Below are 26355 nucleotides of genomic sequence, written 5' to 3'. Positions count from 1 at the left end.
ATACGGGATCTCTTTCCCAGCTCATTCTCGTGAAATCCCAGACCGGCAGAGCGTTGTGCAGGGAAAGATTCTGGCGGGCTGGAAGCGTACTGCTTCTCGTCCGCATGGCAGCGATTGGTCTTTCCGGTAAATCGAATATACCTATCTAAACAAGATATTGCGCCATTTATCTCATCTAATTGGCGGGAGGATAGCCGAACAAACAGCGCGGCTCGTCGACGGTTTGAGCACACCGCGCTCCTGGTCGATGGCGGATCGTACCAAATCTGTTCGGCAATTCCTGTCGGAACCGGTAAAGTCAACAGACGCTGCAACTAGGAAGGCTCGATGGACTCTACCGGTTCCTTTGCTGCCAAATTGCTATCGGCGACGCTGTTGTTCGACCAGACGTCTTTGTCCGCACTGGAGGCTCTGGCCGCCAACTCCGATCGCAGGATCTTGCGCCGCGGCGAGATTCTCGTTCGTGAGGGAGACCGCTCGGACCGCTTCTTCGTCGTTCTGTCGGGCCGCTTCACGGTGCACCGCGAGGGAGCTGCCCAGCCCGTCGCCGAGATCGGCCAGGGCGAGCTTGTCGGTGAGGTCGGCTTCTTTGCCGCGCTGCCCCGCATTGCCACCGTGATTGCAGCGCGTGATTCCATAGTACTCGAGATTCGCGACGACCAGTTCGAGAGGGCTGCAAAGGCGTTGCCCAGCCTGCGCCAGTCGGTGACGACGTTTCTCGCGCGCCGGTTCGCCATGCAGTCTCCAGCGCTGGCGCAGCAGCCCTGCAGGCTTCGGACGCTGGCGATCGTTCCTGCGGGCCGCAGTCGTATTTCCCCTGATTTCATCGCACAGCTCCGCACCGCATTTGCTGCGGACAAGCGGGTCGTGTTCTTGACCCGAAGGGATCTCGAACACCGCTTCGCCAGGCTGCCGATCGACGATCAGCCCGTGCTCGACTGGCTGAACCATCTCGAGATCAAGGCGGATATCATCGTTTATGTCGCCGATGACGAGCCAAGCGACTGGACGCGTGTGTGTATCCGCCAGGCCGACAACGTCCTGCTCTTTGCCGATGCATCCGACCCGCCGGGGCTCAGCCCCTGCGAGGCGCTGGCGCTTTCGGTCCACACGCCGTCCAACCTTCGGCTTGTGCTTGTTCACCGGACGCGCGCGGCAACGGTTTCCGGAACCGCCGCCTGGCTCGACGCACGGCCCGGCGTTCGCCAGCATCACCACGTTTCGCTGGAAGATCGGTTGGATGTCGAACGTCTGGTCCGTTTCCTCTCAGGTGAGGCCAGGGGCTTTGTCGCCGCCGGCGGGGGCTCGCTCGGCTGCGCGCATATCGGTGTCTACAAGGCATTCGTCGAGGCGGGTGCATCCTTCGACTATCTTGGCGGCACCAGTTCCGGAGCCGCAATCATGGCTGGCTTCGCCAGCGGATTGGACGCCGACGCCATCGATCGGGGAACGCACCTCATCTTCGTCAAGAGCCGCGCGTTTCGTCGCCTCACCTTGCCGCAATATGCGCTGCTGGATCACAAGGTGCTCGACCGCACGCTGCAGGCGGAATATGGCGACGTTCTGATCGAGGACCTCTGGCTTCCGTTCTTCGCTCTATCGACCAATCTCAGCAGCCGGCAGGCGCATGTCCATCGCCGGGGAAAACTTTGGCAGGCTGTCAGGGCGTCAGGCTCGATCCCCGGCGTCCTGCCGCCGTTCTTTACGGCCGAAGGAGATATGCTTGTCGATGGCGCCATCATGAACAATCTGCCGCTGGAGCAGATGAAAGAACTTAAAACCGGCCCCAATGTGGTCGCGAGCCTGGGGTCCGACGGACCACGGAAACATCATATCGACTATGACAGCATCCCGGGAGCGTCCGAACTGGCGGTGCGGATGCTCACACCCTTCGGTCGTGCCAATCTGCCGAAGGTCCCGAGCGTGATCCAGGTGATTACGGCGAGCGTGCTGGCACACAGGCCGGAAGAAGTCATGCTCGGTGAACGCGACCTGCTCGTCTCCCCGCCAATTTCGAGCGCAATCGGGTTCATGGACTGGAGCCGGCATTCGGAGCTCTACGTCGAAGCTTACGACTGGACGAAACGATGGATCGAAGACCACCTCACCGAGAGCGACCCGAAGCTCCTGCAGATACTTGGCATTCAGCCTGGGCACGAGCTGTCGCAGACTATCGGTAACAGGGGCGTATTCGGTGGTTGAAAAGGGGCGGTGAAACGTGATTGTCCGGGAGTCCCGGAGGAATATCATCGCTCATTCCGAATTGTCACCGTCCTCTTGCGGTTGTAGTATTTTAGGATAGCCTTGTGGGGGATTAGCCCACATCGGCTATTTCGTTTGGCGTTGAGAAAGATCAATAAATAGAGAGCCCTCGGACAGGCTGCGGCTCGAACTCGAAAATACTTCGTCCCCGGATTGGTATGCCGATCGGGTTCCCTTGGATGTACCTGCGGGACGTCTTTGGCATACGGCGCACGGCAAGCGTGTGCCCCGCCACAGTGTTCCCATTTGCTTGAAGTGGATCGACACGATGCCTGAAAAAAAAGATCTAGACCCGACCGCAAAACCCTTAAGCGCCCAAGATCTGAGAAAGCAGATGCTCGAGCGCGAAATGGAAGAGATGGACAAGGAGCGGCGGCTGAAAGCCCTCGAAGAACAGAAGCATGCCGACTTTGCCGCTGATTTTCTCAAAGAACAAGTGACGGAAGAGGAAATTGGTATCGTCCGCCGCCTTGTCGCGAACGCCGTCAAGGCCGGCAAATTCGAGGCGTTGGTCTATAGCTTCCCCTCCGAGCTTTGCACGGATAGCGGACGCGCCATCAACAGCGCTGACCGTGACTGGCCGCAGACCCTGCAGGGCAAGGCGAAGGAATTTTTCGATCGCTATCAGACATACGGCAAGCCGCAAGGCTATAAGCTGAAGGCAATGATCATCAACTTTCCGGGCGGTGTGCCCGGCGATGTCGGGTTCTTCCTGAACTGGGCTCCGGACAAGGCCTAAAGCCTGTCGCGCAAAAGTGCGCAGCGGTTTTGCGACAACGACATGCTTAAAGCGCAAGGAGCGAATCTGAAAGATCGCTACGCGCTTTAGGCGCGACCATACCCGGTGTCGAATGACGCGCCGGCATCGGTGGTTCCGCATTCCTACTATCAGGGAACGCTCAACCGTTTCTGTAAGCCCGCGCCAGAAGGCGCGGGCTTATCAGCCTTAGAAAACGTCAGGTACGGTTCTGCGAATGTGATCGTCGTCTGCGAAGCCGCCCGGTCGCTTCTGGCGCTTGCCGAGGTCCGGTTCGGAAAACTTCACGCGCTCATAAGGGATCGAGGCGAGAATATGCGAGATGCAATTGATCCGCGCCCGCTTCTTGTCGTCTGACGGTACAATCCACCAGGGCGCATACTCCGTGTCCGTCATGCGGATCATCTCGTTATAGGCCCGGGTGTAGTCCCACCAGCGCTGATATGACTCGACGTCCATGGGGCTGAGCTTCCACTGGCGCAACGGGTCTGCGATGCGCTGACGGAACCGGCGCTCCTGTTCCTTCTCGCTGACATCGAGGAAGTATTTCAGCAGGACGATGCCGCTTTCGACCATTGCCGCTTCGAATCGCGGTGCGAGTTCGAGGAAACGTCGGGCGCTGTCATCCGAGCAAAAGCCCATGACGCGTTCCACGCCCGGGCGGTTGTACCAGGACCGGTCGAAAATCACAACTTCGCCGGCCGCCGGCAGGTGTTGAATGTAGCGTTGCATGTAGATCTGCGATTTTTCCCGCTCCGTTGGCGCGGGCAGGGCCGTGACCCGGAAGACACGGGGGCTGACGCGCTCGGTAAACCGCCTGATCACGCCGCCCTTGCCAGCGGCATCGCGTCCTTCGAAGACAATGACGATGCGGGCGCCGGTCTTTTTAACCCAGGCCTGCAGGTGTGCGATTTCTTCCTGCAGCCGGGCGAGTTCCTTGGCGTAACCACTGGATGATCGTTCCTCTGATGCCGCTGCTTCGGCAGCGGCGCCGTTCTTGTGCTTATTCTTTTTCTTGCCTTCGTGTTTTCCCATCGTTCCCTCCCGTTTCGATACTGCGCGCTGTTTTCATGGCGTTGGAGTTCGCAGTGATTTCCCCGTCCGCCGTCTTACCTTGGCCGTATCGGGCCTCGTAGGCGTCGAGCGCGTCCTCCATGCTCTCGAAGACCATGCTCGGCCCAATTCTTTCGATGATGCCCGCGCGGTCGAGGAGGGCGCGGGCATCCGTGTGCAATTCCGCCAGACCGAGTGCAATGTCGCGCGCCTTTAGTTCGTCGGCCAGTTCCCCGAGCATCTCGGCGGCGGTGCTGTCGATCTGGGGGATCGCACTGGCATCGATGACCAGCCAATGGGCCGGCGGCGGCAATTCGTCGGCAATGGCCGTCAAGCGCTCCCGCACATAGTCCGCATTGTAGAAAAGCAGGCTGTCCTGGATCATGCAGGCGCCGAAGCCCGGCACAGGACGTGCATCCGGTGCGCGATGCAGCTTATAGAAGCCGTCCCGACCAGGAATCCTGCCGAGCAGGGCGTCGTGCGGATACATGGCCTGCAGCAGCAAATAGATCAGCGTTGCGGCAATGGCGATGACCACGCCGTTCAAGACGCCGAGGCCGATCGGTCCCCACAAGGCGATCAGGGCAAAAACGAACTCGATCCGGTTGACGCGCCATATCCGCCTGAGGCCTTCGAGGTCGATCAAACTGAGTGCCGTTGCCGCGAGAATCGCACCCAACGCCGCGATCGGGAGGATGCGCAGAACGCTGCCGAGAAACACGAGCACCGCCATGAGGGTCGCGGCCGCGACCAGGCTTGCGATTTGTGAACGACCGCCGACGGCAAAGTTGACGGCGGTGCGGGAATCCGAAGCCGTGACCGGAAACGTGCCGAACAGCCCGGCGGCGAAGTTTGCCGCACCGAAGCCCGTCAGTTCACGGTTCGGATCGACGCGGTAGCCGCCGAGCGTTGCGAAACTACGCGCGGCAATGACACCGGAGCCGAAGCTGACGAGGAAGATGGCGGCTCCGCCGGTCAGCAAAGCATCAATCGGCAGGTTCCCGATGCGCGGCAGGATGAGCGACGGCAGCCCTTGCGGTATGTCGCCGACGACCGCCATTCCGCGTCCCTCGAAGTCAAAGAGAAAGGAAAGCAGCACAGCCAAAAAAACGACTATTACCGGGCCAGGTATGGGCGAGCGATAGATGCGGGCCACTTGCAAGAGTGCAAAACAGGCCAAGGCGAACGCCAGCGTGGGCCAATGGATCGAACCGGCTTGCCGCAGGAGTTCGAGCACAGGTGATACCAAGCCATCGGACTCGATATTGACGCCGGTAAAGCGCTTGATCTGCCCAACCAGGATCGATAGCGAGATGCCGGCGAAGAAGCCGATCAGGATCGGGCGTGACAGAAAGGTCGCCAGCACCCCGAGCCGTACAAGGCGCGCAATCAAGCATAGGATGCCGACGATCAGCGCCAGCAGCGCGGCTGCTGTCACGCGGTCGACCGTCGCGCCGGATGTAGCGAACACCGTTGTCAGAACCGCTGCCAACACGGTCATCGTGGCAGCGTCCGGACCAACGATGAGCTGGCGCGACGGGCCGAAGAGCGCATAGGCGATGAGCGGCGTGATGCTGGCATAGAGGCCGGTTTCGGCGGGCAGTCCGGCTATGGCCGGGTAGGCGATGGCGCTGGGAAGGCCAACGGCGGCAATTGCAAGTCCGGCGGAGATATCGTTGCGTAGCCATCCGACGCGGTAACCATCCAGGTTCGCGAGCAAAGGCAGGCGAGGCAGAGTAAATGCCATGCTCGGGCCCCCGGACTATGCCTCCTCCAGCCGGCAACGGTTCCGCGCCGAACAAGAGGGCCAAACGAATGGACCATAGCATTGCAAATATTAGAGATGCAAAACTTTTCGTTTTGCCTGGCCACGCACGATGCGCAAAAGTTGCAGCGTCCGCTCAGTGAAAGCCTCCACTACGTGTGCCTGATCCTGATCTCACCACGGAGCGGCTTGAGACCGCACGTCCGCAGATGCGCCTACGCCGGACACCCGAAGCCCAGGTCGCCTTAATTGGACGCGCGCGCCGGCCCCGCAGAATGCCTGAAGAGCGGTCAGGGCGGGCTCTATCCCTTCACGTATCCCGGACTCTCAACGATCGTTCCATCCCGAATGCGCATGTCAACTCCGCGAACCCGGTCCGTCTCGTTTTCGCTTCAACGCAACTGCCGGCGGATGATCCCGCGGTCGTTGCCGGCCTGCTCGAAGTCGCATATCTGGACGATTCGACGCGAATTCCTGCCCTGGTCGAAGAAGCGCTGGAAAGGCTGCTCGTCCGGCGCAAGACTCAACATAGCGCTTGAGCGTGCCGGCGAGATTTCCCGCCGGCGAAGGGCGTTCCGCAACGCGGGTGTCGCCGGATTGCAAGGCTTCCGTGACAGAGCGCTGCGCGCAACTGAAGCGCAAGATGGCGCACCACACCGAACGGCGCAGTCAATGGAAATGCCGTCCGGGCGTCGCTGTTAAACCTTGGGCATGACGCCTTTGTTGACCAGCCATGTCTCGAAGGTGCCCGGGCATCCTTCGTTGAGCCATCTTCCCCGGTAGGAGAAACCGGGGGTGGCGCGTCCGCCGCTGACGAAGCCTTCGTCGTAACGACCGATCGCACCAACTGTCTTATGCATCTTTCCGGGATGTTTCTTCTTGGCCTTTGAGAATTTCACTGGATACCCCCTACGCATTACAACCGTGAAGTCATAGCGTCTCACAGTGCACGCAGCCGTCAAGGATTAGACAAATGCGTAAATGGGGTTAGGGAACTGGCCAAGTGACGCTCCGCCGATAGCCACATGTGGAAGCCTGCCGCGCCGACAGGCTTCACATCGTTCTCGGCTCCGAAGAGTTCGGGCCACGGTTCGACCGTAGTCCGTAGTCGCGGTTGCCGAATTCATCCTAATTGCCCCCGGATAATCCGCCGCCGCTGGCGGTTATGGTCTGGCTGCCTTGATGACGCCCGCTTCATGCACGAACTTGCCGCCGAGCAGGGTCAGGACGGAGCGGACCGTGTCGATCTCGCCCACCGGCATGGTCATGTACGGTTTGTCGAGCACGGCAAGGTCGGCGAGCTTGCCCGCGGAAAGCTTACCGCGATCCTCTTCCGCAAAGCCGATCCATGCGGCGTTTCGCGCATAGAGACGAAGCGCTTCTTCGCGCGTCAGCAACTGATCATCCGCCTTTTGCACCATACCTCCCAGCGAGCGCCCGGTCAGGTGGTACTCGATTGCCTGCCAGACGCCGGCGACGCCGATGCGCGTGGAGTCCGTGCCGCCGGCAACCAGATTCCCTTGTCGATTGCGAGCCGCGTCGGTGGTGAGACCGCGGCCACCGCGGCACCGTTCGCTTCCCTGATGGCAGGGGCCCCGAAATAGGGGCCCATCTGCACGCTATAGGCGAGACCCATTCTCTGCATCCGGTCGAGCGTCCGTTCCGATCCGGTGTTGAGGTGGGCGATCGACCAGCGCAAGTCGTTGAGCGGATGCGTCTTGTGCACCGCTTCGAAGACGTCGAGGATCGCGTTTGCGGCGTCATCGGTATAGGCATGGATCTCGATGGGGATGCGCCGTTCTGCGGCGAAAAGCGAGACTTTCATGAGTTCTTCGCGGGCCTCCTGGTGGTGCGAAGCCCGGCCCCATCTGCACGCCGTCGTTATCGGCGGGCGTCGGGGCAATCTTTGGGAGTGAAGCGATTGAGACGAAGCCCAACGCTCGATTGCTTCCCATGCCGCGCAGAAAATCCACGTCGAATTGGACGATAGTCCACCAAAAGAGCACGGTAGAACCTCACTGGCACCGGGGCAGCACGCTACGAATCTGAGGGCAGGAAGAGGAACCCGCCAGAAGAACCAAGGGAGCGAGAAATGATCCACGCCCATGACGGCTCACTGTCCCAGGAGCAGCGATTGATGCGCGACAGTTGCCGCGCGTTCGTCGACGACGCAGTGACGCCTTTCATTCGATCGAACTGGCAGTGCGAATGGGACATGAGCCCGGGCGAGCGGCTGCCGCGCTCGATCCTCGAGGGAGCCGAAACGATCGGCATCCGCACGCTCGGCGTTCCGGAAGCCTATGGTGGCGTGGACCTCGAGCGCGAAACGGAGGTCCGGACCTTCGCGCTGATTTCGGAGGAAATCGCGCGCGGCGATTCCGGCCTTGCCGACAAGTTCGTGCAGAACTGGAAGGTCTCGATCCTCCTGCGCGAGTTCGCACCGAAACATTTGCAGGACAAGTGGTTCCCGCGCCTCTTGGCAGATCCGCAGTTTCTGCTTGCGCACTGCCTCACCGAGCCGCGCGGGGCGTCGGATCGCTGGCTCCCCTACAATGTGCCCGAGGCGGCGATGCACACGAAAGCCGTGCTCAAGGACGGGCACTGGGTGATCAACGGCCGCAAACAGTTCATTTCAAACGGCTTCGATGCGAGCCTCTACGTCGTCTATGCGAACACGGACTCCTCCGTCGGCATGCTGCAGGGAACATCGAGTTTCCTCGTGCCGCGCGACACGCCCGGCCTCGCGGTGACGAAGTGCAACGAAACCATGGGCTGCCGCTTCATGAACAACGGCGAACTGGTGTTCGAGGACTGCCGCGTGCCGGCGGATCATCTTCTCGTCCAGAACACGGCGCTCGGAAGCGCCGGGCAGTATTTCCGTGCAGGCAAGATCATCCAGGCGGCCAAGAACCTCGGCGTCGGAGTCGCCTGTTTCGAACGCACCGCTGACTATGTCCAGAACTATGTGCAGGGCGGTCGCATCCTCATCAAGCACCAGGCTGTGGCCCTGCGGCTTGCCGACATGGCGACCCGGATCGAGGCGGTGCGCGCACTGATCGAAAGGGCTTCCAAGGCCGTCGATGAGGGTCATCCGGACATGGATGTTCTCTGCAACATGGCCAAGGTCTACGCCTCGGAAGAGATCATGAAGGTCGCCACCCATGCGCTGGAACTGCATGGCGGCAACGGCGCTATGCTGGAGTTCGGCATCGAGAAGCTGTTCCGCGACGCTGCCATCTTTCTGCACATGGACGCAACCGTCGATGTCAGCCGGATGAAGATCATCAAGACCATGTTTCCGGCGACCGCCGGCAAATACGCGGGCCCCGAAAACTAGGGCCCGACGGAGGAGATGGCGGGCTCGAGAGCGATGGTCTTGTTGCCGATCTCTTCGAGGCCGTTCCCGAATTGAGGGGAACGCTCGGCAACGCGACATGAAGCGGGTGGCTTCGGCGCAGTGGCAAGGGGAGGAAAGATGACGAGAACAGACAGACAACCGGACGGTGATCCCGATCAGGATGTGGATGATACCCTGTCGGCGCCCTTCCGCTCCTATGCGCTCGAACGGGCCGATGCGCCCCGTTTCCATATCCGCCTTGTCGAGAAGACCCAAAGGCTCTACCCGGCGCACAAGCACGATTACTTTCAGATCGTCTACTACATGAGCGAGGCGCCGACGGCGCGCATCGGTCTCAAATCCTACAGGCCGCAGCCGGGCTCGATCTATTTCATCGCGCCGATGACCCCGCATCAGACGCGTTTCAGCAGGGTGTCACGATGCGTCGTGATCTATTTCGACCTTGATTTCCTTCGGCCCGGGATCACGCGTTCCTATCCGATTTCCGAACTCGTGCGGATAGCGCCCGAACTCACGCCCTTCGCCTGGCAGGGGCATGTCGACTTCAACCTGGATGAGGCGCAATCGGCGCGCGTGGAAGAGACCTGCCGGGCGATGATCCTCGAACATTCCGCGGATCGGATCTGTGCCGGAGAGATCATTCGCGCAGAATTGACGCTCATGCTCGGCCGGGTGTGTCGGGCCTACGAGGATCGCTTCGACGAATTGTCGCCGGTTCTGCCGGCGATCGGCCGCGACAGCGGGCATATGCGCAGGATTTCCGATTTCATCGCGGAGAACTACCTTCGCTCTCCGACACTCGATCAGGCGGCGGCCTATGCCAGGCTTTCCCGTAGCCGCCTCTGCGCGCTCCTGCGGCAGCATACGGGCACCAGCTTCAATGCGCTCATTCGCGAAATGCGCATCGATGATGCGCGCGAGCGCCTGATGCTGACCGACGAACCGATCGGCCAGATCGCCTATGCCGTTGGGTACAACGACGAGAAGTACTTCCTGCGGGCCTTTCGAAAATCGGTCGGAATGACGCCAACGGCCTATCGGGCGAAGCGGCTGAGTGACCTGACTGTGCCCGCGACATCCCGGCGCGGCCTCACCGCGCAGGCCACGGGCCTCCTGCAAAGGGGCAGGAGCTAGATGGGGTCAGCAGAAACTATGCCGGACAACGGATTGTCCATTGGAGCCAGGAGCGCCTGATCGAAGTCCGGTCCGGCATTTGCGGTTGATTGCAACATGGGAGGAGTAGCAATGCTTAAAAATGTCGAGGAGCAGGCGCATGCGCCGCTCAGAGTGTCCGGCCTGTTCGTGGGCGGGCAATTTCTGGATGATGGCAGCGCCACCACATTCAGCGTCGAAGAGCCGGCAACCGGCGCGACCATCGCGCATGTGACCAATGCTTCTGAGGCCGACGTCGACCGTGCGGTCAGAGGCGCGCGCGACGCCTTCCAGGCGTGGCGTGATCGTTCCCCACGTGAGCGCGGCCAGATCCTGCGCGAGGTCGCCGCTCACATCCGCAAGCACGTGGACGAACTTGCCGAGATCGAGGCGCGCGAAGTGGGCAAGCCGCGTCGCGATGCCCTGCGCTTCGACCTCTCGTTCTGCCACGCCTGCTTCGACTACTTCGGCGGCCTTGCCGATACGATACACGGAGAGATCCTGGACCAGGGGCCAATCGAGGCGCGCATCAGCTACGAGCCCTATGGCGTGGTTGCAGCGATCCTGCCCTTCAACTGGCCGCCGATCCATTTCTCCAAGAAGTGCGCACCGGCGCTCGCCGCGGGCAATACCGTTGTCATCAAGCCCGGTGAACAGGCGCCGTTGACCGTCCTTCGCCTCGTCGAACTTGCCAACGAGATCTTGCCGCCCGGCGTTCTGAACGCGGTCGCCGGATTGCCGTCCGGCGCGGCGCTTGCCTCCCATCCGCTGGTCGAGCGCATCACCTTCACCGGTTCGACGATGACGGGACGGCGCGTGCTTCAGTCGGCCGCCCAGAACCTCACCTATGCGACGATGGAACTTGGCGGAAAGAACGCGCTGATCGTGCTTCCCGATGCCGATCTCGATGTTGCGATCGATGTCGCGCTCGAGGGCATGTTCTACAACCAGGGCGAGGCATGCACGTCGACGTCACGCATACTCGTGCACGATGCGCTCCATGACGAGTTCCTCGAGCGTTTTGCACGTGCGACCGAGAAGCTGGTCGTCGGTGACGGCCTTGATCCCGCGACAGATATCGGGGCCATGGTCGATGCGAAGCACCGTGACAAGGTGCTGGCCTATCTCGATATCGCGCTGAAGGAAGGGGCCCGCTTGGTGACCCAAGGCAAATTGCCGACCGAGGATCGCCTGAAAGGCGGCTACTGGGTCGCCCCCACGGTCCTTGCCGACGTGACACCCGACATGACCGCGGCGCGCGAAGAGATGTTCGGCCCGATCGCCAGCATCATGCGTTTTTCAACCGAGGAAGAAGCAATCCGCATCGCCAATGACTGCGAGTACGGCCTGACGGCGGCAATCTGCACGACCGACGAAGCCCATGCCGGCAGGATTGCGGCCCGGCTCGAAGCCGGCATGATCTTCATCAACAACTACATGCGCCGCGCCTTCCTCGGCTCACCCTTTGGCGGCCAGAAGGGAAGCGGCTTTGGACGGGAAAACGCTGCGGAAACTCTGCGGGAGTTTACGCGCTCCAAGAATGTGCGGTTCCCGTCGGGCAGAGGTACCATTCCGATCTGGCCGCCGAGGGACTGAGCTCTCCCTGAACCAGACATTGAACACGGTGACGGAGCCTACCGGTCCTGGAGGTGAGAGCGTCGCGTCTTGCGCGGCGAAATCCCCGGCAGTCGCGCTCGGGCGCGATACCATCTTCACCAATTGCGCGCTCATGCCTGGAGATATCTGGTGGGGCGTGACGGATGTGCCGCCGCCGGTGCTGATCGATTGGCACGGTCTCGACTGGACGCCTCACGCCGGTCGTGCAGGGCCGCCGCACGACCGGTGCGTCGCGCGGATGTTGCTGCTGCGTCAGAGCGCGCGACCGCCATCCACCTGGATGATATGGCCGGTGGAAAAACCGAGCAACGTCGCACAGGCCAGGATGGCTGCGGCAATATCGTCGACCTCGCCGATACGGGCGAGCGGGGTCGAGGCCGCGACCTTCTCATTGAAGCCCGAATCCCGCCCGGAAACGAATTGCGTGTCGACGACGCCGGGAGAAACGGCAAGCACCCTGACCTCCGGCGCCAGCACGCGGGCGAGGGCCTTGGTCATGACGTCGATACCAGCCTTAGCTGCGCAATAGGCGATATTCGACCCTATGCCGGTGAAGGCTGCGATCGACGAGATGGAGACGACGAGCCCATCGCCGGACTTTTTCAACAGAGGGGCGAAGGCCCGGATGGCTGCGAACTGGCTTCGCCAATTTACCTTGAAGATCTCGTCGACCAGTTCGTCGGTCAGTGCATCGAGATCCCGATGGGCGATTGGCTTGGTGAAACCGGCCGCATTGACGAGGATGTCGAGCCGGCCGAATTTCTGTTCGATGGTGCTGGCGAGGCCGCTAAGGGCGCTGGAATCCGTGATGTCGACGGCGTAGTGCGCGTGACTTTCCGCGTTTGCAAAGGAAGAAAGCGCAGCATCCGCGCTCAAGACGCTCTGCTCGCTCGGCGTATGGGTAATGAGAACCGTTGCGCCTGCCTCCGCAAACAGGCGGCCTGTCGCGGCTCCGATCGCACCGTTCCCGCCGATTAGGAGAACTGTCTTTCCAACCAAGGACCGCGGATACGCCATAAGTTCCTCCTTCTTGACGCGCTGTCTTCTCAATCGGCGGGAACCCGCCTGCAATTAGACGATTGATCAGTTGGCAGCTTAAGGCAATCGATTGCACGAAACAACGAGCAATCGATTGCATTTCGAAGGCACGGCTTCTACGATTCGGGCTTGAGCCTGGAGAGGCGAGGGGGCTCTCCAATGAAATCCGGCACTGTTGGCGACCAGCGCACGATCATTCGGCGGGGAACGATTGTCAGCGCCTTCGCGCAGCTACCGGCCCTGTGCTGTCGCGTTCCATGAGTTCCACCGGCAACACGGTCTCCAAGGGGATATCGTCGTCGGCGCCGGAATTCATCAGGCGCAGCAGGATTGACGCGGCGGTGATGCCGGCATCGTATTGCTGGATCCTGACAGTTGTCAGCCGTGGACGCGCCAGATGGAGGAATGGCATGTCGTTGAAACCGCTGACGGATATGTCCGACGGGCAATCGAGGCCGTTCTCCCGCAGAACGTCGATGCACCCGAGCGCCAGGCGGTCGTTTGCGCAGAGCACGGCCGTGAAATCGTGCCCGGAGGCAAGCAGGTCACGAGTGCAGCGGGCGCCTTCGTCTTCGTCGAAGCGTATCGCGGTAACGATGAGTTCCGGATCGAAGTCGATCGACATTCTCTCGGCGGCGCTGCGAAACGCCGCGAGGCGCAGCTGGCCGGTCGAGAGATCCTGCGGTCCGGCAAGATGCGCGATTCGCCGGTGGCCGAGCTTCGTCAGGTGGCGCAGCATCTCGCAGATGCCCATGTCTTCGTCATTGATGACGTAGGGGATGTTCGAACGTTCCACACGTCTGTTCAGCGTCACCACCGAGAGACCATCCTGTGCGGCCTTGGCAATCGATGGGTCGCTCCTTAGCACCGCCGCGTGAATGAGGCCGTCGACACCCCGGTCCCTGAGCACTTCGAGAAGACGAATTTCGCGCTCGCGTTCGCTATCGGTGTTGACGATGATCGACGCGTATCCGAGCGGTTCCAGAACGCTTTCGATTCCGCGCAGGATCGGCGGGAAGATGGGGTTGGTGATGTCGGGGATGACCACGCCGACCGTCATCGTTCTGTTGGTGCGGAGCCCGAAGGCAATGCGATTGGGGCGATAGTCCAACCGTTCCGCCGCCGCCTGGATCTTTGCCACGACTTCCGGCGTGATGCTCTTTCGCTCAGCGGGGTCAAGCGCGCGCGACACGGTCGACACGTGAACGCCGGTCGCGCGCGCGATGTCCTTCAGGGTGGTTCGTTTCTTTTGCATGTATCACCTCGCTCCTCCATTTAAAATCTTGCCAGGAGTTTTGCAATCGTTCGCATGGGTGCTTGACAAAGCGCAGACGGTACGCATAATCGCGAACGTGCAATCGTTTGCACATCCAGTTTTCGGCAAGGAGTTGAGGAGCTGCCCTGCCGTCGATCGAACACAAGGCGTGAGTGGCGTCCGGCGGAGCTGGGCGATTTGTCTTTTACTCGAATGCAAACGATTGCACGCAAAACCTCTGGGAGGAGAAGAAATGGGAATCAATCGGCTGATCGCGGCAGCAACCATCAGTGTGCTTTCAGCAAGCACCGTTGCCAGCGCTGCGGAAACAATACGGATCGGAGCGTCGCTGCCGATTACCGGTGGCCTTTCGGTCAGCGGCGAGAAGCACAAGCGGGGCTACGAGCTCTGCAACAAGCTCGTCAACGAAGCGGGCGGTGTTCTCGGCAAGCAGGTGGAATTGATTGTTAGCGACAATCGCTCTGATCCGGCAACGGCCATCAACCAGTACGAACGCTTCATCAATGTCGACAAGGTCGATGCCGTCTACGGCACCTTCTCGAGCCGCCTGACCTTTCCGGTCGGCAACGTTCTGTCCAAGTACAATATGGTTCACCCGGTTCCCTCGGGCGGGGCGCTCCGGATCTATGCGCAGGGCTACAAGAACCTCTTCTACTTCCAGGTCAATGCCGCCGAATACACCGGCAAGGACGTGATCGGCCTCCTGAAGGAGATCAAGGACCCGGCAGATGCGCCGAAAACTGTCGCAGTTGTCCACGCGGACGACTTCTTCGCCAACGCGATCGCCACCGGTCTCCTCGGCCAGAAGGTGATCGATCCGGCCAACGACAAGGAAATCGCCGACCTCGCTCCCGGTTACTTCAAGGAAGCCGGTATCGAAGTGGTGATGGAGGAAAAGTGGCCCGAAGAAGGGTTCAATGACTGGCTGAACCTTGCAAATTCGATCAAGCGCTCCGGCGCGGAAATGATCGTCGGCCTGACGGCTTCTGCGGAAGAAGCGGTTCAGCTCATGCGCGCTCTGAAGACCGTCGGTGCATCAGCAAAGCTCGTCTATCTCAGCCAGGGCGCGCAGACGGAATTCATCGAGGGTGTCGGCAAGGATGCGGCCGATGGTGTCGTCATCCACACCACCTGGCACAAGGATGTTCCCTTCAAGAGCACGCTCGCCGGAAAGCCGTTCGACAATGCGGATTTCGTGAAGGCGTTCGAAGCCGAATACGGCGTCGAGCCGGATGAGGACAGCGCCATTCCTTTCGCCGTCTGCCAGGGCATCGAGCAGGCGATCGTCGGGGCCGGCACCACGGATAACGCCAAGATGGGCGAATGGCTGCACGCCCGCACCAAGGAGCAGCCGGTTCAGACGGTTCTCGGTAATTTCAGCTGGGACGATCTGGGGCTTCCGGTCGACAAGGCGCACATCATGACGCAGTGGCAGGACGGCAAGCTGACCTTCGTTTATCCGACCGGTCAGTTCGAGGGCATCGTGCCCTTCCGCTATCCGAAGTCCGGTTTCTGACCGTTTGCGAGATAGGGGAGGGCGTTCCGCCTGCGGCGCGCTCTCCCGATCGGCAGGCATCTACTACTGAGATATCTACTGAAAGGAGATCGCGCGGATGCTCGAGGTTAAGAACCTGTGCAAGCACTACGGCGGAATTCGCGCCGTGGATGGCGCAAGCTTCACGGTCGAGAAAGGCTCGATCACGGCACTCATCGGCCCGAACGGCGCCGGCAAGACCACGGCCTTCAATTGCATCAGCCGCACCGTCGTTCCGACTTCCGGCGAGGTCTGGCTGGACGGAGAGCGGATCGACAATCTGCGCCCGCACAAGATCACCGCAAAGGGTCTTAGCCGGACGTTCCAGATCTCACGCAATCTCGCCGACATGACGGTGCTGGAAAACGTGATCGTCCAGGCACGCTGCCGCGGGTTTACGGAGCTGTTTCGGCCCGCAATCTCGGCGGAGGAGCGGGACAAGGCGATGTCGATCCTCGATTTCCTCGGGATCACCCGCATTGCCTACGAGGACGGGCACAACCTGTCCTACGGCCAGAAGAAACTGATGGATCTGGCCGCGCTGCTGATGGCCGATCCCAAGATCATTCTGCTGGACGAGCCGGCCGGCGGCGTCAATCCGACGCTGCTCGAGGAGATCGTCGGCCACATCAGGGCGCTCAATGCCAAGGGGCTGACGGTCCTCATCGTCGAACACAACATGGACCTGATCATGCGGCTTTCGCACCGCGTCGTCGTCATGGCGCACGGGCGGGTGATCTGCGACGGCACGCCCGATGTGGTGCGTCGCGATCCGCATGTGCTCGAAGCCTATCTGGGCGGCGTACTGGAAGAGGAAGCGGCCTGATGAGCGATCTTTTGCAAGTCACCAACATCACTGCCGGCTACGGCGACGGCCCTGCCATCCTTGATGGCGCCCGTCTGACGGTCGAGCCTGGCAAGGTCCACTGCATCATCGGCCCAAACGGCGCCGGCAAGTCCACGCTGTTGAAGGCGATCTGCGGCATGCTGACGATCCGCAAGGGCGATGTCGTCTTCAAGGGCGAGCGTCTGAACGGGCTGCGTCCGGACCAGATCCTTCGCAAGGGCATCTGTTTCGTGCCGCAGGAACGCGCGCTGTTTCCGAAGATGACGGTGCGCGAAAACCTGCGCATGGGCGGATACGTGCTCGACGACGCGAAACTGCGCGACCGCCGCATCGACGAAATCCTCGAGCGCTTCCCGGTTCTGCGCGAACGGGCCGATCAGCATGCCGGAACCATGTCGGGCGGTCAGCAGCAGACGCTGGCCATGGCGCGGACGCTGATCGTCAAGCCGGACATCGTCATGTTGGATGAACCCTCCCTCGGCCTTGCGCCGAAGGTGGTCCAGGAGATGTTCGACATCATGAAGATGATGTCCCAGGAGGGCGTCACGGTTCTGCTCGTTGAGCAGAACGCGATGATGGGCCTCAAGAATTCCGACTGGGGCGTTGTCCTCGACCTCGGCCGCACCCTCTTCGAAGGGTCGGCCGAAGCGGTACTGGCGGACCCTCGCATCCAGGAACTTTACCTCGGCGGCCGCAAGGTCGCGTAGCGGAGGACGTGATGACAGACATTCTTCAGATACTGATACTCGGCCTCGCGCTCGGCGGCGTGATCGCGCTGATGGGATCCGGCCTTTCGCTGGTCTTTGGCGTCATGCGCATCGTCAACCTGGCACACCCCTCACTGATCATCTGCGGCGCCTATGTCAGCTACTGGGCATTCAAGCTTTGGGGTCTCGACCCGATCGCGACGTTGCCGATCGCGGCACTGATCATGGCTGCAATCGGCGTGCTTCTCTACCGCCTCATGTTCGAAAGCCAGGCAAAAAGCGCGCGCTACTCGGAAATGACAGTGCTTTTGACCTTCGCACTGGCCATGATCGTCGAAGGTTTCCTCGGTGCCGCCTTCACCAACACCCAGCGCGTGACCTCGCCCGATTACGCGACGGATGCCTTCTTCATCGGCAGCCTGTTCATTCCGAAGGGGCAGTTCTATGCCGGTGCCGTTTCGCTGGCGATCATCGGTGCGCTGACGCTGTTCCTCAACTACTCGCGGCTTGGCTACGCCATCCGCGCAACGACCCAGAACCGCGAGGCTGCCGAGCTTCTCGGCGTTAATGTCAACCTGATCAGCATGGTGGCCTTCGCGATCGGGATCGGGCTTGCCGGCGCTGCAGGCTCGTTGGTGAGCTTCGTCTTCAGTTTCTTCCCCGCCAAGCAGTGGGAATGGATCGCGATGCTGATGTCGGTCGTCGTCCTCGGCGGCATGGGCAGCGTGCTCGGTACCGTCGTCGCCTCGCTCCTTCTCTCGGTCATCGCAGCCTTCGTCGGCACCTGGGTGGGCGCCACCTGGTCGACCATGACCTTCTTTCTCGCACTCTTCGTCATCCTGCTGATCCGTCCCCAGGGCCTGTTCGGCGAAAAACCGGAGTTGGCATAATGGCCGCAAACCTGCAACAAGCCGACGCGAGCTCGGTGCTCGAGGCCCGTCGCATTCACAATCAGAAGCTTGCGCGCCAGCATGACCAGACCCGCGCCACATGGTTTCCCCTGGCCGTGCTCGGCGTTCTGCTCGCCCTGCCGCTCCTGCAACTGACCGGCAACTACAACTACCTGCTGCATCTCGTCCTGTTTACGGCCTCCTATGCGGTCATGGCCAGCGGCTGGAACATCATCGGCGGCTTCGCCGGCTACATCTCGCTCGGACACGCGGTCTTCTTCGCGATCGGCGGCTATTTCTCAGGCGTGCTCCTGGCGCGATACGGGATCTCGTCGCTGCTGACGGCACCGCTCGCCGGGCTGGTGGCTGCCGTCTGCGGTTATCTCATCGGCCTCATCACGCTGAAGGTTCGCGGCCCGAGCTTCATCATCTCCTCCATCGCGCTGCTGATGATCGCCCGTATCCTGTTCGATCACTGGGAGTTCATCGGCGGCGCCAATGGCTTGTCGCTGCCGGTGACCGACCTGCCGGTGGAGACTGCCAAACTGCCCTATTACTATGCCTTCGTGCTGATGGCTGCCTTCACCGTATGGGCGACCTATCGCATCAAGCATTCCAAGTTCGGGCTGGGCCTGCGCGCGCTTTCCAAGGACGAGGTCAAGGCGGAGAGCGCCGGCATCAACACCCGCTTCTACAAGGTCCTTGCCTTCGCGTTGTCGGCATTCTTCGTCGGGATGGCGGGTGCGGTCTGGGGCGAATACCTCACCTATCTCCGGCCGAACATCTTCCTGATCATCCTCGTTTCGGCAAACCTGGTGTTGATGTGCATCCTCGGCGGCAAGGGCACGATTGCCGGGCCTGTCGTGGGTGCGATCCTGATCGTGGCCTTCAACGAAATCTTCGTGGCGACGCTCGGCGCGTCCGAGATCAACATCATGGCGACCGGTTTCGTCATGGTCCTGGGACTGATGTTCTTCCCCAACGGCGTGATCGGGACGCTCGCCCGTAAGGGCAAGCTGCCCCGCGTCCTCAACTGGGATTGATGGAGGCGACCATGCAGGACTTCATTCTCTACAACGCTCCTCAATCGACGTGCAGCCAACGGGTGCGATACGTTCTGCACGCGAAGGGCCTCGCCTTCGAGGAGCACAAGCTCGATCTCTTCACCGGCGATCAGCTGAAACCCGAATACCTCACCATCAATCCGAACGGGGTCGTGCCTTCGCTCGTTCACCAGGGCCGTGCGGTCACCGACTCCGCCGTCATCATGGAGTATCTCGAGGACATTCTCCCAGGTGCGTTTCGACCACGGGACGCCTTCGGAGCGGCGAAGATGCGGGCGATGATGCGCTTCATCGACGAAGTACCGACACCTGCGATCCGGGTGCCTTCCTACAACCTTGCCTTCCTGCCGCACTACCAGGCGATGACGGCGGAGGAGTTCCAGGCGGTCTGTGACGCAAAGCCGCTTCGTCGCGAGTTCCTGATGAAGATGGGGCGCACCGGCTTCCCGGAGCAGGAAATGAACGAAGCACTTGGCCGCCTGCAACGCGGTGTTCAGCGCATGGCGAGCTGGCTCTCCGACAATGGCGGACCGTGGATCATGGGCGATGAGATGACGCTGGCAGACATCGCGGTCATGCCGGTGATCGTGCGGATGGAGGACATCGGTCTCTCGTCGATGTGGACGGAGGCGCCGGCGATCCAGCGTTGGCTCGACGCCATCCGCGCAACCGACGCCTTCACCGAGACCTACTACTACGGGTCGCTGCTGACCGAAAAATACCCGCACCTGAGGTCGGCGAAGCCCGAACTTCGGGTCTCCCAGTCAGGCCAGTGACGCGGAAAGGAGAACAGGGATGAACAGCCATATCAGCCCCGAAGTAAAACTGATCTCGAAGGAAACTGACGTCACGCCGACGGTGCTTGCCGCCATGTCGCACGGAGACGATCCGCGGCTCAAACAGCTCATGGATGCGATGGTCAGCCATCTGCATGCATTTCTGCTGGAGACGCGTCCGACGGAGGCGGAGTTCGAATACGCCCTGCGCTGGATCACGGCGCTCGGACAGGCGACCAACGAAGCGCACAACGAAACGGTGCTTGCCGCCGACGTGCTCGGCGCATCGACGCTGATCGATCTGATCAACAACGACGGCATGCAGGGCGAGACGCTGTCGGCGCTTCTCGGGCCATTCTATCGCGGTGGCGCGCCGAAATGTGTGAACGGCGACTGCATCGCGCGCTCCGATACGCCTGGGCCGAAGCTCTATTTCACGGGTCGTGTGACGGGTCCCGCCGGTCGGCCCGTCGAGGGGGCGAGCCTCGACGTCTGGCAGGCGTCCCCGGTCGGGCTCTACGAGAACCAGGACGAGACGCAGGACGACTTCAACCTTCGCGGCCGGTTCACGACGGATAGCGATGGAAACTTTCATTTCGTGTCCGTGAAACCGGCAGGCTATCCGGTTCCAACCGATGGGCCGGTCGGCGACCTCCTGCGGGCACAGAAGCGGGCGCCGATGCGTCCGGCCCACATCCACTTCATCGTCTCGGCACCCGGCTACAAGACGCTCGTCACCCAGATCTTTTCCGACAGTCACGAAGCCCTGGTAACCGACGTTGTTTTCGGCGCGAAACAGCAGATTGTCGGGAAATTCTTCCGGCACGACAGCCCGGACTCCGAATTTCCGGGCGCCCAGGCGCCATTCTACAGCTGCAACTATCACTTCAAACTGGTGGAGGGCCAATCGATCCTGCCGGAGCCTCCGATCTCCGGAAAGAAGGTGGCGCATCATGGCTGACGGATCAAATAGATCACTCCATGGGAAGGGGAGCCAGTGATGCAGCAGAACGTCATCATTACCTGTGCGGTCACGGGCAACCTCACGACCCGGGAGAACACCCCCGCACTTCCCGTCACGCCCGAGGAGATCGCCAATTCCTGCCTGGAGGCGGCCGATGCCGGTGCGGCGATCGCGCATATTCACGTGCGGGACCCGGTTACGGCGAAGCCCTCCATGGAGCTTGGATACTACCGCGAGGTCGTCGAGCGCATACGGGCGAAGAACACTGCGCTGATCCTCAACGTGACGACCGGCCCCGGCGGGCGCTACCACCCGAGCGATGAGAACCCAGCGATCGCCGGACCACGGACCACGCTGATGCGGCCGGAAAAGCGGGTCGAGCACATTGTCGCGCTGAAACCGGACATCGCCACGCTCGATCTCAACACTATGACCTTCGGGTCGGAAGTCGTGATCAACACGCCGGCCAGCGTCAAGATCATGGCCGACATCATCAACGACGCGGGTTCCAAGCCGGAGCTCGAGGTCTTCGATACCGGGCATATCCAGCTCGCACAGGACCTTTTGAAAGCGGGCGTGCTGAAGTCGCCGGCGATGTTCACGATCGTGACCGGCGTCAAGTACGGCTTCCCGTCGACCACCGACGTCATGGCGACCGCCGCCCGAATGCTGCCCGGCGACGCCGTCTGGACCGGGTTCGGGGTTGGTCGAATGTCGTTCCCGATGGCCGTCCAGGCCTATCTGCTCGGCGGTCACGTCCGCGTTGGCCTGGAGGACAACTCCTACATCGCCAAGGGCGTGCTCGCCAAAGGCAATGGCGAACTGGTCGAACGGGCAAGAGACCTGATCGAGAAGCTCGGCGGAAGGATCGCCGAGCCTTCCCAGGCCCGTGAGATCCTCGGACTGCGCGCATAAGCATTGATATCTGCAAGGAGGCATACAATGAACATTCAGGTGGACGCCAAGATCGCCCGGGCATTGAGGGTGACGGAAAAATCCCCCGATCTCGACAATCTCAAGATCGACGTCGTCGACGTTGCGGTCCCGCGACCGGGACCGGGCCAGGTGCTGGTGGAGATCATGGCGGCAGGAGTAAACCCCAGCGACGTGAAAGCATCCCTCGGACACATGCCGCACGCCGTCTGGCCTCGCACGCCCGGTCGCGATTTCGGCGGCATCGTGCGCGAAGGTCCGTCGTCGATGATCGGCATGGAGATCTGGGGTGGCGGCGGCGAGCTCGGCATCACCCAGGACGGCAGCCACGCCAAATGGATGGTGCTCGATCAGAAGGCCGTGCGTGCCAAACCCGCGAATTTCACGATGCAGGAAGCAGGCTCGATCGGCGTGCCCTTCATCACCGCCTATGAGGGCCTGCGCGAAGCCGGCGGCGTGCAGCCGACGGATGTCGTGCTCGTCTGCGGAGGCAATGGCAAGGTGGGGCAGGCGGCCATCCAACTGGCGACCATGGCGGGGGCCAAGGTCTTTGCGGTCGAATACAACGAGCAGCCGCTGCTGGCGCATACCAACGCGCCCGTCGAGATGCTGAACAGCGCCAAGGATGATGTCGCCGCGATCGTGCGCGAGAAGACTGGCGGCCACGGCGCCGACATCGTCTTCAACACGGTCGGCAGCCCCTATTTCGAAATCGCCAACAACGCGATGGCAAAGCAGGCTCGACAGGTGTTCATCTCCACCTTCGATCGCGCAGTGCCTTTCGATATCTTCAACTTCTTCCGAGGCCGCCACAAATATATCGGCATCGACACGCTGGCACTGTCTTCCGTCGAGGGCGCCCGCATCTTCGACAAGCTCAAGCCGAAGTTCGAAGAGGGCAAGCTGAAGCCGTTCCCGATCAATCCGGCGACCGTCTACGGCCTCTCCGATGCCGCCAAGGCCTATGCTTCGGTGTTGCGCGGCACGCCCGAGCGCGTGCTGCTGGTGCCTTAAGGAGCGGGCGATGCAGGTGACACGCTATGGCGGCGCCAAGCCATACGAGGCGGCAGAGCATTACGGCATGCATTGTCTGCGGCTTCAGGGAAAGGAGGCTACGACGACCGATACGATCTGGATCGGCCTGTCGCACCTCCTGCCTGGTGGCCATACGTCGCTGAAAGACGCCACGGTCGAAAAGATCTACATCGTCGTTGCGGGCGAGGTAACGGTCGAAACCGGCACCGAGAGCGCCACACTGGGCTTTCTCGACAGTTGCCGGCTGGCACCCGGCGAGGCGCGCGCGCTCGTCAACCGCACCAATGCGCCGGCGTCCATCCTTCTCGCCATGCCGACCTGAGCGCGTCGCCGAGGAGTGGGGAGCTTTGATGGGTCATCGGGTCGGTACAGGCTGGGGTGCGTGAGCCACGCATCCCCAGCGACGGTCGATTTTGTATCGCGCCGGGAGCAATGGTGATCGGTGACGTCGGCTCGATGAAGGTGTCAGCATACGGGAGGACGTGCATGGTGCAGAGTGAAAACCGGTTGGCCAACGTCGTCGAGCACTGGCTCCCGCGCATGGAGGTTGCCGGGATACCGTCGGTGACGGCGCGCGCGGTGATCGAGCGCGCCGGAGTATGGCCAAAGTGGCTTTCGACGTGGAGCGAAGAGGGCGAGCGTCAGGCCGAACTCGGCGATATGGCTCTTGCTGTCGGTCGCCACTTAACAGCGGGCGAGGCCTATGCCCGCGCAAGCCTTTTCTATCATTTCGGACAGTTCATGGCGTTCGAGGACCTTGAAGCCAAGGCGAGGGCAGCCGCTCGGAAGGTGGAACTCTACCGCCTCGCCGCTCCCTTGCTCGATCCGCCGGCCGATATGATCGCCGTACCGTTCGAAGGCGGGGTCCTGCAGGCGTCCCTGCGGGTCCCGAAGGGAGAAAGCCGCTATCCGCTGGCGCTGATCATTCCCGGCTCGGACTCGACCAAGGAGGAGTTCCCGGCATTCGAGCGGCATTTCCATGCCCGCGGTGTTGCCACCATGATTTTCGACGGACCCGGGCAGGGCGAGGGGCGTTCGATGGGAGCGTTGCGCCCGGATATTGGTCCGGCCGTTCAGGCGGCAATCACATCGGTAGAGGCGCATCCGAGACTTTCGGGAAAGGTCGCCCTCGTCGGCATGGCCTTCGGCGGCTTTCTCGCCCTGCGCGCGGCTGCGTCGGTGCCGACAGCGGCTGGCATCGTCTCCATCAACGGCTTCTTCGATCTCGGCGGGTTCTGGGGCGAACTGCCGCAAGTCTATCGAGACAACATGCGCTTCTCACTTGGCGGCGAGGACGTCCGCGAGCGCGCGGATTGCTTTACGCTTAGGGGCTGCGCTCCGCCAACTGTGCCGGCTCTCATTCTTCACGGCGGCCGTGACAGGATCTTCCCACCCTCCGAAGCGGCGAAGTGTGCCGACATCTGCTCTCGTGGAGCCGAGCTACAAATATTCGAGGAGGGCAATCACGTCTGCAACAACATCCCTTGGCTGTATCGCCCGCTCGTCGCCGATTGGGTGGCGGAGCGTTTGAGCCGGTAACAGCCGCTAGGCCCACTAGCGCGGCCGTCTCGCTTGGCCCGACCGAGGTCACGGGCAAGAGTCAACGCCGTTTGCATAGCAGCCTCTCGCGGACGGCCATTCCTCACAAAGCGCAATCAGTGCCGTCGGCGAAAGCTTGTCGAGCGCAAGGTTGGGCAAAAGGCCGTTGTCGCTCACGAGATCGCGGCCCATCGCCGCCGAGAACAGGCTGGCCTCGAGCAACCATACCGGTTGGCCGACGATGCGACCGAGAAGGCTGGTCAGCTTGATGACGGCCGGTCAGAAGCGTCATGCCCCAGACGTTGATGGGCAAGCTTTGCCCTCCGTGCCAGCCGCCGCGGCAGATAGAGCGCACCGAAGGAGCTGTGCGAACTGATAATGGCCGGCTGCCCGGAGTTCAAGTGCGGCAGAGCCGCGTACGTGCTCCGGATGGCGACCATAGTACCGGCTGACGAGCGGCCTTGGCGAGGAAAAGCCGTCGTGCAAAAAGCGATCCCGCCCGCGTCCGCGTCGAGAATTCCGATACGCAACCCCCTCCCTGCAATCCGCTTCAGTTGGGCTCGAAGGCCGACCCTCACGGTCTTTGAGACGAACTGACAGCCGATGTATCCCGTTAGGAGCCGGCTGGTCGGACTTTCTCCGAACGGCTCCAACATAGAAAACTTGTCTTTTGTCACTAGCGCATAGAATGCGTTTTATGCAGTATGAGTCAGTCACAATGCATGGAGCGCATGATAATCCATGGAAGTTCGCGATCTCGAGGCCTTTCTCGCAGTCATGTCGACAGGCAGCATCACCGGCGCCGCCCGCATGCTTGACCGATCGCAGTCGCAGGTGACGCGGCTTATTCAGGATCTGGAAACGTCGCTTGGATTTGCGCTGTTCGAGCGAAATGGTCCCAAGATCTCCCCGACCGACAAGGGGATTGCCTTCCACGAAGATGCCGAACGCTTTCTTAGCGGCATCGGCCACCTGCGCAATCGAGCCAAGGCGATTGCCGGCAAGGAACCCGAGCCGATCGAGATCGCCGCAACGCCGGCTTTTGCGAGTGGCATCATCCCGATCGCGCTTGCGGAACTACCCGAGCATTTTCTGCCGCACACAATCCAGCTTCGCAGCATGCCGGCGGAAGCGGCCGTGCAGTCGGTGCTCGCGCGCACTGCGGATTTCTGCGTGACCTCTCTGCCGGCCGATCAGCCGGGGCTGGAAGTGCAGGGGTTTTTCGAGGGGCGCTGCGTGGCCGCGGTAGCGCCGCATGATCCTCTGGCTGCGAAGGACGTGATTTCGATCGCGGACCTCGCCGGACGCACCCTCATAACCATGGCCAATCCGTTTCGTTTGCGCCGCCGTGTCGATGAAGCACTGGAGGCGGCCAACGTGCGGCCCAATCGCGTCATCGCCACCAATGCGGCCAACAATGCCGTGCAGATCGCATCGCTCGGGCTTGGCGTCGCGATCATCGAGCCAGCGACGGCCTATGGCCTGCAATCGGCGCCCGTCGCAGTTCGCCTGCTTGATGTCGAGATTCCCTTCCTTTGGGCGATCCTGTCGGCGGCCTCGCGCCCGCTCTCGGCCGGCGTCCAGGAACTGGTTCAACGCATCGCGCGGATCGCATCGGAGCGCATGCCGGATTTCACCGTCCACGATCCGCGACAGATGGCGCGCATCGCCGAAAAGACCTTCGCCGGCCGAAATGCCGGCGATGGCACGCTGTCGGACAACCGGCAGCGAAATAAAGGGGAGCAAAAGCTCGACACGCCCGAGAACGAAAACTGAGCTCGTAAAATG

Annotated in this window: 22 protein-coding genes and 2 pseudogenes; 18 read left to right on the top strand and 6 right to left on the bottom strand. The window is 61.6% G+C overall.

Going from position 1 to position 26355, the window contains the following annotated elements; translation table 11 throughout:
* Positions 1 to 327 precede the first annotated feature (327 nt).
* Positions 328 to 2202 carry a patatin-like phospholipase family protein gene (locus ACTJKM_RS18025; protein WP_113515363.1) on the top strand — a complete coding sequence of 625 codons (1875 nt, stop codon included), beginning with the start codon at positions 328 to 330 and terminating at the stop codon, positions 2200 to 2202.
* A gap of 328 nt (positions 2203 to 2530) precedes the next feature.
* Complete coding sequence (locus tag ACTJKM_RS18020) at positions 2531 to 3001, top strand: hypothetical protein (protein WP_058328016.1); 471 nt, start codon at positions 2531 to 2533, stop codon at positions 2999 to 3001.
* 207 nt (positions 3002 to 3208) lie between these two features.
* Here the strand turns inward: ACTJKM_RS18020 and ppk2 are convergent, their stop codons facing one another.
* The 4 genes and pseudogenes from ppk2 to ACTJKM_RS18000 all read right to left on the bottom strand — a co-directional run bounded on the left by ppk2 (position 3209) and on the right by ACTJKM_RS18000 (position 7662).
* Entirely contained in the window at positions 3209 to 4054 is an 846-nt protein-coding gene (ppk2, locus tag ACTJKM_RS18015; RefSeq protein WP_058328001.1) for a polyphosphate kinase 2, read from the bottom strand.
* Positions 4023 to 5819 (bottom strand): SulP family inorganic anion transporter, encoded by a 1797-nt coding sequence (locus ACTJKM_RS18010; protein ID WP_082663584.1) that lies wholly within the window; start codon positions 5817 to 5819, stop codon positions 4023 to 4025. Before ACTJKM_RS18010 ends, ppk2 begins: the two co-directional genes overlap by 32 nt.
* A gap of 716 nt (positions 5820 to 6535) precedes the next feature.
* Positions 6536 to 6736, bottom strand: coding sequence for a hypothetical protein (locus tag ACTJKM_RS18005; RefSeq protein ID WP_143033022.1), 201 nt, complete (start codon positions 6734 to 6736; stop codon positions 6536 to 6538).
* A gap of 264 nt (positions 6737 to 7000) precedes the next feature.
* Positions 7001 to 7662, bottom strand: a pseudogene (locus ACTJKM_RS18000) (amidohydrolase family protein).
* Positions 7663 to 7929: 267 nt separating this feature from the next.
* Here ACTJKM_RS18000 and ACTJKM_RS17995 point away from each other — a divergent pair.
* The 4 genes and pseudogenes from ACTJKM_RS17995 to ACTJKM_RS17980 form a co-directional block, all read left to right on the top strand.
* Positions 7930 to 9174 carry an acyl-CoA dehydrogenase family protein gene (locus ACTJKM_RS17995; protein ID WP_113514953.1) on the top strand — a complete coding sequence of 415 codons (1245 nt, stop codon included), beginning with the start codon at positions 7930 to 7932 and terminating at the stop codon, positions 9172 to 9174.
* Positions 9175 to 9312: 138 nt separating this feature from the next.
* The gene (locus tag ACTJKM_RS17990; RefSeq protein WP_058327997.1) at positions 9313 to 10329 is read left to right on the top strand and encodes a helix-turn-helix transcriptional regulator; all 1017 of its coding nucleotides are present in this window, start codon (positions 9313 to 9315) and stop codon (positions 10327 to 10329) included.
* A 111-nt stretch (positions 10330 to 10440) separates the two neighbouring features.
* Positions 10441 to 11943 carry an aldehyde dehydrogenase family protein gene (locus tag ACTJKM_RS17985; protein ID WP_082663583.1) on the top strand — a complete coding sequence of 501 codons (1503 nt, stop codon included), beginning with the start codon at positions 10441 to 10443 and terminating at the stop codon, positions 11941 to 11943.
* A pseudogene (locus ACTJKM_RS17980) lies at positions 11888 to 12160 on the top strand (hypothetical protein); the annotation flags it as partial. The gene ACTJKM_RS17985 and the pseudogene ACTJKM_RS17980, both read left to right, overlap by 56 nt.
* A 56-nt stretch (positions 12161 to 12216) precedes the next feature.
* Here ACTJKM_RS17980 and ACTJKM_RS17975 read toward each other — a convergent pair.
* Together ACTJKM_RS17975 and ACTJKM_RS17970 are read right to left on the bottom strand one after the other, a co-directional pair.
* A complete protein-coding gene (locus tag ACTJKM_RS17975) occupies positions 12217 to 12981 on the bottom strand; it encodes an SDR family NAD(P)-dependent oxidoreductase (RefSeq protein WP_058327996.1) in 765 nt (254 codons plus the stop codon).
* A 235-nt stretch (positions 12982 to 13216) separates the two neighbouring features.
* Complete coding sequence (locus tag ACTJKM_RS17970; protein ID WP_058324441.1) at positions 13217 to 14257, bottom strand: LacI family DNA-binding transcriptional regulator; 1041 nt, start codon at positions 14255 to 14257, stop codon at positions 13217 to 13219.
* 253 nt (positions 14258 to 14510) lie between these two features.
* Between ACTJKM_RS17970 and ACTJKM_RS17965 the strand changes: the two genes are divergently transcribed.
* The 12 genes from ACTJKM_RS17965 (at position 14511) to ACTJKM_RS17910 (ending at position 26343) form a co-directional block, all read left to right on the top strand.
* Positions 14511 to 15794 (top strand): amino acid ABC transporter substrate-binding protein, encoded by a 1284-nt coding sequence (locus tag ACTJKM_RS17965; protein WP_058327995.1) that lies wholly within the window; start codon positions 14511 to 14513, stop codon positions 15792 to 15794.
* A 97-nt stretch (positions 15795 to 15891) separates the two neighbouring features.
* Positions 15892 to 16638, top strand: a complete 747-nt coding sequence (locus tag ACTJKM_RS17960) for an ABC transporter ATP-binding protein (RefSeq protein ID WP_058327994.1) — start codon at positions 15892 to 15894, stop codon at positions 16636 to 16638.
* On the top strand, positions 16638 to 17366 hold the full coding sequence (locus ACTJKM_RS17955; RefSeq protein ID WP_058327993.1) for an ABC transporter ATP-binding protein: 729 nt from the start codon (positions 16638 to 16640) through the stop codon (positions 17364 to 17366). The genes ACTJKM_RS17960 and ACTJKM_RS17955 overlap by 1 nt, the downstream gene beginning before the upstream one ends.
* Before the next feature lie 11 nt (positions 17367 to 17377).
* Positions 17378 to 18256: a branched-chain amino acid ABC transporter permease gene (locus tag ACTJKM_RS17950; RefSeq protein ID WP_058324445.1), complete on the top strand. Its 879-nt coding sequence runs from the start codon at positions 17378 to 17380 to the stop codon at positions 18254 to 18256.
* A complete protein-coding gene (locus ACTJKM_RS17945) occupies positions 18256 to 19299 on the top strand; it encodes a branched-chain amino acid ABC transporter permease (RefSeq protein ID WP_058327992.1) in 1044 nt (347 codons plus the stop codon). Before ACTJKM_RS17950 ends, ACTJKM_RS17945 begins: the two co-directional genes overlap by 1 nt.
* Before the next feature lie 11 nt (positions 19300 to 19310).
* A complete protein-coding gene (locus ACTJKM_RS17940) occupies positions 19311 to 20096 on the top strand; it encodes a glutathione S-transferase family protein (protein WP_058328014.1) in 786 nt (261 codons plus the stop codon).
* 19 nt (positions 20097 to 20115) lie between these two features.
* Complete coding sequence (locus tag ACTJKM_RS17935) at positions 20116 to 21057, top strand: dioxygenase family protein (RefSeq protein ID WP_082641173.1); 942 nt, start codon at positions 20116 to 20118, stop codon at positions 21055 to 21057.
* A gap of 39 nt (positions 21058 to 21096) precedes the next feature.
* Positions 21097 to 21975 carry a 3-keto-5-aminohexanoate cleavage protein gene (locus ACTJKM_RS17930; protein WP_058327991.1) on the top strand — a complete coding sequence of 293 codons (879 nt, stop codon included), beginning with the start codon at positions 21097 to 21099 and terminating at the stop codon, positions 21973 to 21975.
* Positions 21976 to 22002: 27 nt separating this feature from the next.
* Positions 22003 to 23007 carry a quinone oxidoreductase family protein gene (locus ACTJKM_RS17925; RefSeq protein ID WP_058327990.1) on the top strand — a complete coding sequence of 335 codons (1005 nt, stop codon included), beginning with the start codon at positions 22003 to 22005 and terminating at the stop codon, positions 23005 to 23007.
* A gap of 10 nt (positions 23008 to 23017) precedes the next feature.
* On the top strand, positions 23018 to 23350 hold the full coding sequence (locus ACTJKM_RS17920; protein WP_057251147.1) for a cupin domain-containing protein: 333 nt from the start codon (positions 23018 to 23020) through the stop codon (positions 23348 to 23350).
* Positions 23351 to 23514: 164 nt separating this feature from the next.
* Positions 23515 to 24567, top strand: coding sequence for an alpha/beta hydrolase family protein (locus tag ACTJKM_RS17915; protein WP_058327989.1), 1053 nt, complete (start codon positions 23515 to 23517; stop codon positions 24565 to 24567).
* A 741-nt stretch (positions 24568 to 25308) separates the two neighbouring features.
* Positions 25309 to 26343, top strand: coding sequence for a LysR family transcriptional regulator (locus ACTJKM_RS17910; RefSeq protein ID WP_082663582.1), 1035 nt, complete (start codon positions 25309 to 25311; stop codon positions 26341 to 26343).
* Positions 26344 to 26355: the final 12 nt, after the last annotated feature.

The organism is Ensifer sp. 22460, from assembly GCF_052044935.1.
Taxonomy (GTDB): Bacteria; Pseudomonadota; Alphaproteobacteria; order Rhizobiales; family Rhizobiaceae; genus Ensifer.
The sequence above is the reverse complement of the archived record's forward strand: the minus strand, read 5'-3'. Positions and strand labels throughout refer to the sequence as shown.